Consider the following 14,618-nt stretch of genomic DNA (forward strand, 5'->3'; position numbering starts at 1 on the left):
CTTTGGGATTTTCACGCTTGATTGCGCTTATGAATTACTTTCACGGTGCAGTTCCTATCCCCCTACAAATGCAAGATTTCCTATTTTCTGCTGCCTAGAGTGACAGAAGAGCGATAAGAGGCAATTAGTTCTGCCCACTCCCGCTTTTCTTTAGCCGAAGCTTGCCAACCGCCTGTACCTTTGCGAATCATCTCGTTGAGTGTTGGAGGTAGAGGAAACTCAAAGGTTTCGATTCGATATTCCTGAGGAGAGCTAACAGGTATTGAGTGTTCGTGTCGGGGAGTAACATCAGGTACTGACGAGTTTAACGAGGGAACGGGGAACACTTCGCTCCTCACCGTTTCCCGTTCCCCATTCCCTGTCCCCTTCTGGGTTGATTGTTGTCCTTGCTGATATTTCAACTCAATTCGGTTGAAATATTCCTGTTCAGTTGGAGTCAAAGTTACGCAACGCTCTAGCGACTGTAAAATGTTTCGGTCGAACGGGTCTAGACCTACGATTTGGTACAACGCTTCTATGCGCGAGTTGATTTCGAGAAGGGACGGCACTTCTGATAAGGGGAGAGGAGTCAAATCGGCATGGGGAAAGCTGCGTAGTTCCATCTCCATCGTCTCAACATTTCGCTTCCACACCTTACACCTCTTCTCATCCACCGATTCTATACGGGCAGGGCGCTGATGCCAGTCAGAAAGTTTTGGTGCGTAAATCTCTACAAGACCTCCTGGCTTTAGGGTGAGATGATGTGAAAGCAAGTTGGACAAGTCATGCTCGCCTTGTGGAGGAAAAAGGAGCGATCGCTCTTTTAACCGTTGCCGATTCTTTAGCAACGACTGGGCTTGCTTGCTCGTGCGAACCTCTCCACTCGCAATTAATTCTAAAATTGGGCCGCTCTCGTTAAGGGGTTTTTGAGTCAGTTTGTAAGCCCCGTCTATACTCTGGTGATTCAAAACAGTTCGCAATGCTTTAGCACGAGCAAGATGTCCGCTCGAAACGGCTTTATCAATTTCCTCAACCACAATAGCTGCTTTGGAGTAGGTTTTCCCCGAACCCAACCCCACTCGTTGTGCCACACGATCGCGAGATTGCCCAAACTGCTCGCAACTTCCAGGAAAATTTTCCTGGATGTCTCGACGGGTTTCCTGTCGAAGTTTTGCACTTTCTTGCTCGATTTCCTTCCATAAAGCGCCTTCCCGCACTTTCTGCTCAATTGTTTTTTCCCTGGTAGCATTCCCCAGCAGCAGCGCTTCTAGCTCGGCGAGAGCGTCCTTGAATTCTTCAACAATCACGGGAATGCTCAACCACCCTAACTCAAGAGCTGCTTTCCAGCGCCGATGACCGCTAATAATGGTGAAATCAGGAGTAATTATTAGCGGCTTGAGCCAGTTGGAGTGGCCAATCAATTCCACCAAGTCCGAAACACTTTCATCCTCGCCATAGAGAGAAGCGTTGCGCGGGTGGGGTTTGAGGAGTTTAGGGTCTAGTTGATGTTCACCTGGAGCAAGCTTTTGAGTGGGCGATATGTCTGCGATCGCGCTCACCGCAGTGCCAAAGACAATCGCCCCAGTTAAAGTGGCTGTCTCAGAAGCTGTTGCACCCTCTATTTGTACTAAACATTGATAAATGGCTTTCCCCACCGCCAGCGCCAACAGGGGTGGCACGGCATTCCCAACTTGTCTCATACCCCGCCAAATCGTCCAGTGAAAACGGAACCAATCTGGGAAAGAGGACAAGCGAGCGGCCTCACGGACTGTGAGTACTCTGGCCTGGGTGTGCCGTCCCTTGTCGCTTCCCGTTCCGGCTCTCAAAGTTCGGGCAACTCCGTCCCGGGGTCTAAGTAGTAACGGAACAGAAAGTCACGCTAAGAGGTGTACCAGTTGAACCTACTGAGAATTAGAAGCCTGAAACCCTTGATATTCCGTTCAAAATTTTTGTACAAAATAGCCTACAGTCTCATTGGTACGTCTCATTAAGACTGGAAGACGCTTCTTGGAATGACTACTCGGTCAGTGTTTCAGCCTTAGCGTAAGTTTCTGTTCCATTACTACTCAACCCCCGCATTCTATAGGAGATTGGAGTGCCTAACTTGTTAGTTGTATTAGGCATTCCCTAGAAAAGATGTTGATTAGACCTCTTGCAAATTGAGTTGATGTACCGTACCAACTTTGATGACATTGAGACAATTTTGTGTCACCGAGCAAAACTTTTCCTATCGCAGGATGACAGAGAAAGTTTACGCGAGCGATCTAGTATTTGACTATCAGCATTGCCAAGCTAGATTGAGCTGAAAAAGCAAACCAGGTTTAGCTTTTCCTTTTTTACGACACTAATATGTCTCCACGTCAAATGAAAATTCACTGTATAAAAAGGCATCTGTAAACTTTCAGAGAATTTAAAATTCTCAATCTGGCGCACCAGATTGAGATTTCCTAAGGTTGGTTTGTTCCTTAGAAAATTCCAGAGTTGTCGAACCGCTTAATGGATGCGATTGCTTGCAGTTTCCTGTGCGACCTCTCGCTCTCTTCGCAGCTAATTCGGCATTTTTTCTTTCTCGAACTAATCTAGTTTTCAATTGAGAGCGATCGCGTCCCAACTTTTTTGAAAAGGCGAGGCGATCCCCGTGCCAATTGGCACAACTTTTTTCGGGGAGATGAATGTTCTTTAACTCATCAAAGTGACCCGTCCCACTGGATCAAACGCAGCTCTGATGCTTGGTACCATTCAGCCTGATTGCCAGGTTTTCCCTCCCGCTCCTGCCAGCGAACTAGCACTTTATCCCCCTGAACATCTTCTACATATCCGTGAAATGCATAGTTGGCATTATATTCATCGGCTCCAGCAACCGTAGAATATACCTCAAATTTTGGTTTCTCAGCACCGGGTGAGCTAGATTCGTCCATTGGCGCGGCTGTATCGAATTTACTCTCAAATGCTTGGGTAGATACCGAAACCTGTTCAGTACGATGAAGCTCCACTCCCCCTCCCCCCTGTTTTTCTGGGGAGTTGTTGAGTATCGCTGGACTGCTTGCAGAATCTGAGTTTGAACCCTCAACAGCCTGTTTTTTTTCAGTAGTTGTTGAGTAGTTGTTGAGTAGTTGTTGAGTAATTTGTTGAGTATTCTCTAACTCAGTGTTTTCTAGGTTTTCAGGATAATCCTCAACATTTTTAGGTGGAAGTGTGGGGGAGGGGGGGGTAAGTGGATTAAGAAGAGTATTTTCGGGAAGCGAATAAAGCTTTTGGCGTTTGTTACCGGGGGCTGGTTTACAGCTGATGAGCAATCTACTCGCCATCCGGCTCAGCTCCTGATAGACCCCTCGTCCTTGTTCTTTGGTCATCCCCAGCAATTCAATTACTTCGATTCCTGTTAGCCCAGACTTATGGCTGTTTCTCCTAAAAACCTCAAGGATGCGCTCCTTAACAGTTTCCTTCTGGGCTTGCTCAGGTTCAGCGCGTTTGATCCAAGAATTGTTCTCTGGGTCTAACTCAATGAACAGCTTCTGCCCCTCACAATCTCGACTAAAAATTGACAAGGCTCGATTGGGGTCTTTGGGATCGATAACTAGCCGTTTTTTGTTATTCGGGTCGGGCTTGGGGATGCTTTCCATTTGCCAAGTGCCCCAAACAGCTCCGGCGATCGCACTGCTCCCTCGCAATTGGTGAACCCCTTGAGCATCTCGATCCTTGTTGCTGTGATGGATAAGGATGCCAGCAGCTCCATAGCGTTGTAGCGTCTCCTTGAGGGTATAAATGTTGTCTGCGAATTCCGCTGAGTTTTCCGAAATATCGGAACCGTGGTTGATTCGCCGTAATGAGTCAACAATCACTAAGTCTGGTCGGAAGTCCTCAAGTTGCTCTTCTAATAGCCCCATTTGAGAGATATTCCATTTTGGGAGAATCCGAACATTGCCCCTGTCTTGGCGGCGGAACCCTCGATTCAGGAGCTTTGCCCTCGTAGATTGCAAGCTTTCATCGGCTTCAACGATTAATACTTTACCTTTCTTGGTCGTTTCTCCTAAAAAAGTACCTTCACCTGTTGCCACCGCGAAAGCAACGTCAATGGCAAGTAGAGTTTTTCCAACCTTTGGTGGAGCAGCGAGAATAATTGTTTCTCCAGCGGGTAGCATCTCCGGAATTAACCAGGTCAGCCTTTGAGTCTCTAAATCAAGCAGTTCTTCAATGTCATAAACTTTGGTCTGTGCGGTAACAGTGCGTTGCTTCATCAAGCCCAACGCCTTCTCCAATGAGCTGCTACTCATTTGGTATTTCGGCGCGAGAAGGGCTTGTTGCCGAATTCGTTCTATCGGATCGTCAATTCGCAGGAGTGCTAGTAGCTCCAGCTTGAAGCGATCGCTGTCCAAGTCCCGTTTTAGCGGTTTGATGATTTTTCGCTCCCAGTCATAGCTACTCATCTCGCAAGTTTCTCGAACTTTCTCCAACTTTAGGTTAATAGTTAGTTCGTCGTCGTCTGATTTTAGAATTTCCCTGGCTTGCTCAGTGGCTTGTCCAAGACTAAGTTTGTTTTGAGCGGGTTGGGAGCTTGGCTCTTGTAAAGTAGTATTGGGCTGCGGTTGCCTGGATGTTTGCTGTTTGCGCCGCCAAGCTTCCATGCAGTTTATGAGCGCTTCATCTGTGAGAGCTGCACTTGGATTTTTTTTCTGGGCTGACTTCCAAATTCCATCCCATTCACGCTGATTCCATCCACCTCCTGATGGGCAGCGGGAGCAGTAGTCCTCAAACAGTTGGCGCGGAGCACCGCTATATCGAATGCCAAGCTGATTCAGTCGGTTGGATGTTCCTATCAAATTAAAAGCTAATGCTGCTCCGGCATTATTACGCTCAATCGTGGTGCCATTGTCGATGAGCTGTCTGTCTTCTGTCCGGAGGCATTGGTACAAGGGCACGTCTTCCTCAATGGTTTGATAGCTGAGAGTAGCTAAGCGAGATGTCAGTTCCATTGGGATAGTCGCCCTTAAAGTTTCGTACTCGTAGCGCTTTCCAGAGTTACTAACAATCTGCGCCTGTGTTGTACCAGGGCGATCGCCTTTCATGTAACGACTACCAGCCAACCTCAAAATGCGGCTGGGATTTTTAAGCGAGCGATCACCTTTGGAGTGTTCGAGTAAGTCAGTCTGCAATTGCCGCCACTGGTAAACAGGAATTGGTTTCGAGAAGACCCAAAAACTGTGGATGGATTTCCCACCCGTGTCCACTTGAATCGTCGGCTCTGGGAGTCCTAGTTCTTCCCACAAATAAAGCTGTGCTTCCTTCTCTAAGTCGTCATGCTCATAGAAAATCGCACGCCCCGCATTTATGTCCGCGTCGCAGTCGCCACCGGGATTGACTACGAAGTAGGCGTCGTATCCTTGGTTTTGATAGCTCTCTAGCTCATCGAAAATTAGCTTGGGTTTTTTTGCAGATTTTTTGGTTACTGGGTGGATGTATCGCATATGCACCGGCTCTCCCCGGTTGTATCCCAGTGCTGTTAAATGGGCGATCGCTTGCTCTTGGCTATCAAATCTTTCTTCAGAAACCTGAGGTGATGAGGTTGCTGAAGTTTGCTGCTGGTCAATTGCAATCGCTTGATTGCTTTTGTCAACAGGCTGAACGGCTGCTAATTTTTGCACAGGTTTAACACTCCTTCGATTATTGCGAAGAAGGCAGTTACCCAATAAGTTTTTAGCCAATGAGGAGAATTCCGGCATCACCGGAGGTCAGCTTTTCCCAAGTCTACTCCTCGTCAATATTTTCTACCGGCATCTGGACTCTACATTCATCGACATTTACCGGGAGTCAGGGTAGGATGAATGTATTCAAAATATTAAGCTTGGTTGGCGAGTTAATTTTTCCGGTGGTGTTTTTAGTCTTCTTTCGGACTAGGCTCTTTCTGGGTAACTTGCCTCCTTTTTTTTGCTTATTTTTAGGATTTATTTTCTCTTGAAAATATACCCACTGGAAATCTATTAAAGCATAGAGTTTAGTACGCGGGTACTATATAACACACTGGGAATTTTTCCAATAAGCGATGCCACCTAATTTTTCTGGGGTCAAAAATTCTAGAGCGATTGCCCAATTGACTAAAGTTCTAAATGTTATGCAGGCTCCTCAGGCTTGGTTTAACCACGAACCCATTGAGCGCGTCTGTAATGCCCTGGCTGCGCTTCGAGGCGTCACGCCGTAGTGGGTGCAACTTAGTATTGATTGTCTCCAGCGATCGCGTAGCACTGAGTACGCGATCACTTCTGCCGCCAGTTCCCAAAACTCGATCTCCTTCTCCCTAGAAATTAGCACTTAAATCGCCTGCGTCCGTGCTTCAACGCTTTTTTCAATTTCGTTCATGGGCTTATCGCACGTTGGCGTTGCTGATTTGGTAATGCTATAGCTATTTCACAAGCAGATTCCTTCGTGGAAAAATCATTACTTTTCAGCAACGCCCGCACGTTCATGAGGTTACTTCATTGCGTCCGCGCCTCCGTCAATCGGCTCTAAGCACCATAGAGCGTCTGAGTGCCTTCTCATTACTTTGTTGTTCAACCCCCATCAGTTCGTTTTTTTTTACAAGCATTCACGAGATCGCTTAACTACTAACTCCCCCATCAATTGCTTGTAGTTCCCAATTAGCGATCGCATCCTCAAATCCTTCAAGCTGGCTATGCGTGTGTCCTGGTTTAATCACGATGCATTCGCTGCCCTCATATAACACTCGCTGCCCAACCGTAAAAGGCAATTCTGGCTGCTGGTATGGTGTTGCTTTCTTCATGCATAAAGCTTCAGCTTGCCAATTCCGTCGCGGCTGCGGTTGCGGGGTAGGCGCGATTGCTTTCTCTTGGAGTTTAGTTTCAGCCTCTTGGGGTTGTTTCTTAGCAGATTTCTGTATATCGACAATCTGCCTTCTTTGGTTTTGGGGTAATCCCAGCCAAATGCCTGTCTTGATGCGAACTATGTCCTCATGCGCGTACTGCCCAATAAATGCTGTCGCCAAATCCTCAAACATCGTAGCGACCGCCTCACCATCCTCGCAAGCCAGTAGCATTTGTTGCCCATTGACTATTTCTGCGTGAACTTGTTCTTCAGAAGCCAGGGCTAATGAAGGCGCGATCGCTTCCTCCTCTGCAAGGTTAGCCACTAAAGGTTGGTCATGTACTGTAAGCGTTGCTGTAGCGTTGTTTGGAGTTTGACTAACCTCGGTGCCTGACCAACCTTTTTTTAAACTTTGTTCAGAAGCACTATGAAAACTCTCACCCCCTATATTTCTCCCATTGTTTTTTGCTTCTGACTCAAAAAATGTTGGAGAAAAAGGTTGGTCAGGTTGGTCATTGAAACCTGAAAAGTTTACTGTGCCGTCATTTTGGGCGTGACCAACCTCTTGACTAACCTCTGTAAAAGGTTGGTCAGGTTGGTCATCAGGTTGGTCAGGGGCAACCCATTCATTGACTCGTGCGCCATCAATAACTTTTCGCTGAGAATCCTTCTCCCATCCGAGCTGCTTTAGGATGCCTGCCATACGCATCTGAGCGCCTCGGTCTTGGCGTGATACCTCAAGCTCGATAACATTTTTCAAAAGATGGTTAACCGTCGTCCGCGTGATCCCAAACCTTTGAATGTAATCAAGAACGGGCGTTTCCCAGGGGTCGGCAAGTCTAAAGGGTTTGTTGGCGTCAATTGCCCAAAGGCTTTCTTGATCGGTCAACCACCACTGCTCACCTGCTCGGTAGAGTTTTACCGCTGCTGACCAAATGCGATCACGCAATTCTCTGACCAATGCCAAATTGATCGATTTGACGCCAAGAATCCAGAACCGTCGATCGCCCGTTGGGTCGGAAAGCGGTTCACTTTCATTTGTTGTTGCCACCAGTACGCCACGTCGGGGGAAAGCTTTAGTCTGTCGTCCGTAAGGCACCCGGAAATTATCTACTTTGGTGGTCATGAACGATTTGACCTGGGAATTACCTTTCTTACCTAAGGTTCGCTCAAATTCTGCCCATTCAACACACCAATGCTGATGAAGTTTTAGTAACTCATCCTTGTCTCCACTTTCGGATAATGTATCGTCAAACCACTTCAGGTCTTGTCGATACAAAATGCCAAAAAATGTGCTTTTGAAAATCCCTTGAGCGCCTTGCAATATCAAGGCTGTATCAACTTTGCAGCCAGGACTAAAAGGACGCGCTACAGAGGCTATTAAATGGCGTTTGAGGTAAGCTCTAGCGAGTTGCTTGTTTTGTTCTGTCGGGTTTTTCAGGACAAATAAACGGTCGGCTAAGGTTTCAAGGTCTAAATTGTCATTTTCGTACTTTTGTGCAACCCTTTCTAGATACTCAGCAATTGGGCAGTAGCGCCGCTTGTTAGATAATCCCAGCAGGATGTCTATTAGGTCACTTTGAGGTATGTCCTTGTCAAGGGCAGAACAAACTTCGTGGCGTATCAGGTCTAGGTCTAATCGTTCGTCGCCGTATTCAATCTCCTGCTTTAGCGAGTTGAAGCGTAGGCGATCGCCATAAAGCCTCCTGATAGCCTTGGAAGCTTGCTTATACTTGCTTTCTGGGAAAAGGATTTTTCCCCATTTTTCCCTGATGTCTTGCTGTGCAACTTGCTTCTCTGCGCTATTTGGGGCATTATTTAAAAATTCCCAAATCTCCTCCAGTTCCTCCTCGGATGGTGGTACACTTTGCTCGGCTATCTCCATAGCACGACGGATTTTTTGGTCAAATAAGTTTGCCTTGGCTTGCTCCTTAAATCGCTGTTTGACTTCACGATTCTTGACCCTTTTATACTTGGCAGTTTGACCCCCTAGTTCTCTCTCTAGACTTTTTTTGGAGTAAGGAGTCTTCTTGGCAAGGATGTTGAGCAGGCGATCGCCATCGTGCTTTTTGAGGTATTGTGCAGCTAACCTGAGGGCAACGGAAACTGAGCGAGAGAGATGCTTTGAAGGAATATTTTTAAATCGTTCCGCCCACTCAAGAAGTAACTCTTCAGGGGTCATCGCGCTGCCCAGAAGGTTTTTGTAATCTTCTGCCGTATGACCTGCTTTGAAATACTCGCATAATCCTGCCTTGGGCTGTCCTTCTATTTCCGGTAGTAGTTGCACCTTACCGTTGAGCCACTTACCTGCATGAAATAGATTCGACAAGACGCTGGGGTTAGTCCAGCCATCCGCATCAAATAAGATTGTGTAGCCAGCGCCCTGGTCTAGTGCTTTCCGGTAATGACTGACTCCAGCGATCGCGCCCGTAGGTATGGTCCCATGCACAGTTCCAGCGTAGGCATCCTTAGCACCCTCAGTAAGGATACGGCAACCATCGGGAATCCACGCTTGAGAATTTGCCTTGTATGGGGTGAGGTACTTCGCCGCTGAACCGTTCGCTCGTACAACTGGAACATCGAGCCGAATTTGCCCAAAGGTTTCGGTGAAGGGGAAATATAACCCCTGTTCACATTTCCATCCGTCCGCAGTCCAATACTGTAGGTTTAGTTGGGCGGCATCGGACTTATCCAGCGATCGCAGCCCAAGTTTCTCCCAATCTGCAATCTGCTCCAGTGTGAAGCCTTCGTCTAGTAAATGCTTCTGGTGTTCTGGCTTCAAGTGGGTGGTTGAGGTGTACACCATTAGCGATTGCCTCCCTGTTGATTCAGAGGGGATGCAACTACGAATGCCTTTCCAGAAACTACGGTAACTCTATCGGGATTAGGAGATAATGATGCAAAAGAAGTATCTTCTGCAAAAACTGAAGCGGATTGCCTAGTGTCGGACATATAATTAAGTCAAGATCGACCTGTTATACACAGGAAGTTTGCTCCATGAATCCACGCAACGGGTCAAAGTTTGGTAGCCGCGACCGATTGCAGTGGGTTTACAAGAAAAAGAAATGAAACGCCAGCAGTTTTAAGCTGCTGGCGTTTCGCTTTTGTGGCTAAATGAACCCAGTTCGTCCAAATAGTTATCAAGGGCAGCGCGAGGAATTTCTGATTTAGGGATTTTCAAGCGATTCGCACCTTCCTGCAACCGAGCGAATTGAGCAACACCTAGTCTCTGCGTGAATCGAATTGGCCGTTTTTGTGCCATTTGAATTCTCCGGGGCGGACAAGGTAATTATAATGGATAGAAACATCATGGAGATCGCCCCACGATTCCCCACACTTTATTTCTCTAAGCCACTTACAACCTATAGCGTTTATAGCGTCAGCGAAAAATATAACACCCGTCACTCCAAAGAGTCGGGCATTTTTTTCAGAGTTATATTTAAATACCATTGACGAATAAGTCAATTAGAGACGCAAGGATTACACTTCAATTATTTAACACTTGCGTTTACTAAATTAAGTGCTTCTTTTTTAGGGTTCAGTCGAAATGTGATCGCCAGTGACAGACAAAAGAAGCGATCGCATTTTTATAGGGACGCGCTCGGCGATGGAAAGCCCTAATTTTAATTTGAGCTAGGCCTCATCAGGCAAGCCTTCAAGAATCTGTGCGATTACTTCTGCGACTTCAAGGCAATGCTTGAATGATTGGTCCTCTGAACGGTGCTGCCAGCGCGGTTTTGGATGATAAACCCTCGGTGTTTAAGTCTCTATTAAACACAGCTAAAACTTGCACTCAAGAACCACAAGTGGAATTAACTGCCGACTTAACAATCGAACCGACAGATGAACCAGAATAAAAACAAGAGAAGCTGCCTGAAGGTCGCAAAGTAAAGAGACTAAAAGGCAGGCGTATCAATCCAGACTATACCCCGATTTCAGCCTATTTACTATTAGAACTTTACCTAGATGTGCAAGCAGAACTACTAAAGGAGCGCAAATCAAAACGGCAGCCCAGTGCAGTTGATGTTAGTACCTTAGTTGAACAACTGTCACACGATTGGCTGAAAAACCGAAAAGGTGAATAAGCGAAATTTTGCGTATGCAAAATTCTTATCAAAGGAATAGGGTAGTGAGTAGCAGTAGCAACTGTCCAAGAACTGTTTGAATGTTAAATCAAACGTAAATCCCCTAACATTCAGTCTCTTTAGATGTTTGCTTGGATACCCACCACCAGACTGTCCCACGGGAAACTCCTGTCAAACTTTCAATTTCCTGATAAGATTTTCCTTGGCTGTAAAGAGACAAGCAAGTTTGTTTGACTTCAACAGGATGCTCTTTCCAAAGCCGCTCAACATCAGCTTTTGCTATCCATTTAGTGAACGTATTTTTAGGAACTCCAGTTTGGGCTTCAATTTCTTTGTAATTTTTTCCCTCCTTAAATAAGTCTATACAAGTTTGTTTGCTCTCTTCTGAGTAAGTTCTCAAAACTCTACTGGTCTTGGCTTTTCTCGCCCATTCTCCAATGGTTTGCCAAGGAACTCCAGTTATTTCTTCAACTTCTGCATAAGATTTGCCTTCTTTATAAAGCTGAAGACAAGTTTGTTTAATCTCTTGTGAATAACCTTTTCCACCTTTACCTAATTTAGAAGTTCTAACCCACTTGCCAATAGTTTTAGCATCAACGTTAGTAATTTTCTCGATTTCTTTAGGCTTTTTTCCTTCTAAATAAAGGGATAAACAAACTTCCTTTGTGTCTGGGGAATAGCTATTACCAAGCTGATTCTCTTGAGATTTTTTAACCCCTTTTAAAATGGTTTGACAGGGAACCCCAGTCACTTTCTCAACTTCTTTGGCATTCTTACCATCTTTGTAGAGAGATAGGCAATTTTGTTGCACCTCTTCGGAATAGATATGAGGCTCTCTACCCACATTAGTATCTACCACCCACCTCCTCGCCGTAACATCCTTAACCCCTGTAATTTGCTCGATTTGGTCGTAGGACTTACCTTCTATATAAAGACGTATACAACTTTGTTTGACTTCTTCTGGATAGATGTTTGGGCCTCGGCTAACATTTTCTCGCCTAGTCCATTTTCTAATCGTATCACTAGGAATTTGCGTAATTTTTCCAATTTCATTAACTGTTTTACCTTCGATATAAAGGCTAACGCAAGTCTGTTTAATTTCTTCTGAATAAACTTTTTTACCTCTATTTATCCCGGCTTTTCTGGCCCACTTTGCAACAGTTTGTACCTTAATACCAGTAATCTTTTTAATTTCTCCGGCTGACTTTCCTTCTTGATAAAGCTGAAGACAAGTTTGTCTCACCTCTTCTGGATAAACTTTCTGACCTCTACTAATATTGGCTTGAGTAGCCCATAATCTGACTGCCGACATAGAGGCTCCAGTCAGATTATGGATTTCCCTAGTCGTCTTGCCAGCCCTATATAACTCTAAACAAGCTTGCTTTAAGGTTTCTGGGTATGGTTCTGAGCGTTTTTGCAAACCTGCCTGTCTAGCTATTTTACTGATCAGGTCACGATTCATCCCGCCTGTTAGTTCCCGAATTTCTTGTAAAGTATAGTCTTTGGCAAAAAGTTCGATAGCTTTTTGCCTCACCTCCTCTGAGTAGTGAGGCAGGATGTTTATTACGGGATTTATGGTAGGCATAGTCATCCCTACTAAAGGCTTAAGCTTTTCTTGAATAAGTAATCCTAAATCTTTACAGTTGGAGCAGTCTAGACATTCTAAGCGTTTACCAGGATTTGGACAATCGCATGGGGAATTCCAAGACGCTAAAGCAGATTTTTCCGCAGCTTCAAACCGCTTTCCTGCTTCAATAAATTTGTTGAAAATGTATTTAGACATGTTAAAAAATTGACGAATAACAGCTAATAGTTTGGGTAACTATACATGTAAAGAAACCGAAATTGCTTCTCCATTAAGAATACAAACTTTTTCAACAAGTTTGTCATAAAGAACTTCTCTCTCTTGATAAGTCAAGCTATACCAGAAATTTATATTTTTCGCCATTGGGTGGCAAATAATCTGTTGAGCTGTCCCTTCTACTGGGACAGATTGTTCTAACCGTTTAGTTTCCTTTTCAATTTGCCTAATTAAATCTTCCTTAGCATTCTTCAACAAAAAATTATTATCAATTCCTGGTAGAGACTCCAAACCAGCTAATTGCTCCTTCATCTGTAATAAATTGGCTGAATCAATAGAGCAACTAGCCCCAGTTATAGGTTCTTTGGCAATAGAAATTACTCGTTTAAACAAACTTTCAATAATAGCATTCTCTATTTTTTCTATTCTTGTAGATCTTTTATTCTTACAACCAAAGCTTGCATGTCTACAACCATAGTAGGCATATTCTTTGTTTCGCTTTAATACTCCCTTACCCCCACACTGATGACAAAAGACTAAGCCAGTTAAATAAAAAGATATTTTTGAATTGCCAATCCTTTTGGTATTAAATTTTAGAATATCTTTAACTTCTTCAGCTTCTAATTCATTGATTAATTTATTTTCTAAATGAGTATTAGGGTGAAATTCCCACTCATCATCATCCTTTAAATACCCTTTAGTTTGATATTTTAAGTAAGCAGTATGACCTTGATGGACTGGATTAATTAACCATTCTCTAAAGTGTGTAGGCGATTTAGGTAAACTTAATTGCTCGTCAAGTCCTGAGTGAGTTCCTTGCTTAACCTGTATTCCATATTTTTCGTAAATGTGCGCCAATACTTTTATAGGTTTTCTGATCTGCAAAAATAATTCAAATATTTCTCTAGCAATCTGTGCCTTACTGCGGTAAAGCAGCTTAGGTGAATTGTCGGACTCAGCGTAGAGATCCAGATAGTTTTCTGGTCTGTCTTCTAAAAGGCAGACACAAGGTTTGGTATTGAGTTCATATTTTTCATTAACAACTACATAACCAAAAGGACCCCTTCCTGGTGCTGCTAATCTGCTTCGGCGGTACTTATAGCCATGCTTAACTCTATCTATAAGCATTCTTCTCTCATGCACAGCAAAGAGAGCTTGCATATCAGCACTTAGTTCTCCGGTTGCTGTAGTTAGATCTACAATTCCTTGGTCAAGTAGTTGTAATACTATTCCAAAATTCTGAAAAACTTTTTTAAGTGCTAAATATAGTTCTTCATTTCTCATCAATCTGTCCCAGCGGGTAGCAATCAGTTTCTTGACTTTTCCTTGACGAACCAAATCCATTAATTCTGTAAATTGAAGTCTTTCAGCTTTATCCCCAGAGACTACGTCGCAGAAAATTTTTGTGGCCCCAGCTTGCTTAAGCCTTTCAATTTGCTGCTCTAGAGCATAGGTATTGTCTGCCTGTTCGCTTGTCGATACTCGTGCATAGCCATAGATTTCTGTCATACTGCCCTGCCTTTCGCCTACTCTGATAAAACTTTAGCACGATATTTGTGCAACTGTCATCGAAATAACAGTTGCACAAATAGGGGAAGAGAAAAAAACCTGAAAAGGTTTTCAGGTAAAGGTTTCAAGCGAATGGCGAATTCTCAGCAGGCACTACTCTTGCTTGAAGGGTAAGCCAGTAGATAAGCCAGCTAGTATTGATGAACAACTAAAGCAGTAGAGTCCGAACCACCCCAATCTACGGGACAACCGACACAGAAAATGAAGTGGCTGACTTTTGATATTCCTGAAATTCAACACCGCTCAGTCCAAATGAAAGTTGTCTCTGAAAGTGTTGCAATGGTAGATATGCTAGGGGTCTGAGTAGTAACGGAACAGAAAGTCACGCTAAGAGGTGTACCAGTTGAACCTACTGAGAATTAGAAGCC

General features: G+C 44.5%; 8 protein-coding genes and 1 pseudogene. 2 read left to right on the forward strand and 7 right to left on the reverse strand.

The genetic code is table 11. The annotated features are described in order from the left end of the window. Positions 1-80 precede the first annotated feature (80 nt). The 3 genes and pseudogenes from H6F50_RS09480 to H6F50_RS27905 all read right to left on the reverse strand — a co-directional run bounded on the left by H6F50_RS09480 (position 81) and on the right by H6F50_RS27905 (position 5,621). Positions 81-1,634: a ParB/RepB/Spo0J family partition protein gene (locus tag H6F50_RS09480; RefSeq protein ID WP_347277153.1), complete on the reverse strand. Its 1,554-nt coding sequence runs from the start codon at positions 1,632-1,634 to the stop codon at positions 81-83. Continuing rightward, a pseudogene (locus tag H6F50_RS27025) lies at positions 1,620-1,823 on the reverse strand (DNA cytosine methyltransferase); the annotation flags it as partial. The pseudogene H6F50_RS27025 and the gene H6F50_RS09480, both read right to left, overlap by 15 nt. A gap of 843 nt (positions 1,824-2,666) precedes the next feature. Beyond that, positions 2,667-5,621 carry an AAA family ATPase gene (locus tag H6F50_RS27905; RefSeq protein WP_190428499.1) on the reverse strand — a complete coding sequence of 985 codons (2,955 nt, stop codon included), beginning with the start codon at positions 5,619-5,621 and terminating at the stop codon, positions 2,667-2,669. A 398-nt stretch (positions 5,622-6,019) separates the two neighbouring features. Here H6F50_RS27905 and H6F50_RS09490 point away from each other — a divergent pair, with 398 nt between their 5' ends. Then, complete coding sequence (locus H6F50_RS09490; RefSeq protein WP_190428500.1) at positions 6,020-6,175, forward strand: hypothetical protein; 156 nt, start codon at positions 6,020-6,022, stop codon at positions 6,173-6,175. A 396-nt stretch (positions 6,176-6,571) separates the two neighbouring features. Here H6F50_RS09490 and H6F50_RS09495 read toward each other — a convergent pair whose 3' ends face one another. Both H6F50_RS09495 and H6F50_RS09500 read right to left on the reverse strand, forming a co-directional pair. Further along, positions 6,572-9,601 carry a virulence-associated E family protein gene (locus H6F50_RS09495; RefSeq protein ID WP_190428501.1) on the reverse strand — a complete coding sequence of 1,010 codons (3,030 nt, stop codon included), beginning with the start codon at positions 9,599-9,601 and terminating at the stop codon, positions 6,572-6,574. 276 nt (positions 9,602-9,877) lie between these two features. Then, positions 9,878-10,057 (reverse strand): hypothetical protein, encoded by a 180-nt coding sequence (locus H6F50_RS09500; protein ID WP_190428502.1) that lies wholly within the window; start codon positions 10,055-10,057, stop codon positions 9,878-9,880. 439 nt (positions 10,058-10,496) lie between these two features. Here H6F50_RS09500 and H6F50_RS09505 point away from each other — a divergent pair, with 439 nt between their 5' ends. Continuing rightward, the gene (locus tag H6F50_RS09505) at positions 10,497-10,652 is read left to right on the forward strand and encodes a hypothetical protein (protein WP_190428503.1); all 156 of its coding nucleotides are present in this window, start codon (positions 10,497-10,499) and stop codon (positions 10,650-10,652) included. A gap of 331 nt (positions 10,653-10,983) precedes the next feature. On the opposite strand, the gene H6F50_RS09510 is transcribed toward H6F50_RS09505, so the two are convergent. Further along, positions 10,984-12,663 carry a hypothetical protein gene (locus H6F50_RS09510; RefSeq protein WP_190428504.1) on the reverse strand — a complete coding sequence of 560 codons (1,680 nt, stop codon included), beginning with the start codon at positions 12,661-12,663 and terminating at the stop codon, positions 10,984-10,986. 39 nt (positions 12,664-12,702) lie between these two features. Next, positions 12,703-14,190, reverse strand: a complete 1,488-nt coding sequence (xisF, locus tag H6F50_RS09515) for a fdxN element excision recombinase XisF (protein ID WP_190428505.1) — start codon at positions 14,188-14,190, stop codon at positions 12,703-12,705. Positions 14,191-14,618 lie beyond the last annotated feature (428 nt).

This window comes from Coleofasciculus sp. FACHB-712 (assembly GCF_014695635.1).
Taxonomy (GTDB): domain Bacteria; phylum Cyanobacteriota; class Cyanobacteriia; order Cyanobacteriales; family FACHB-T130; genus FACHB-T130.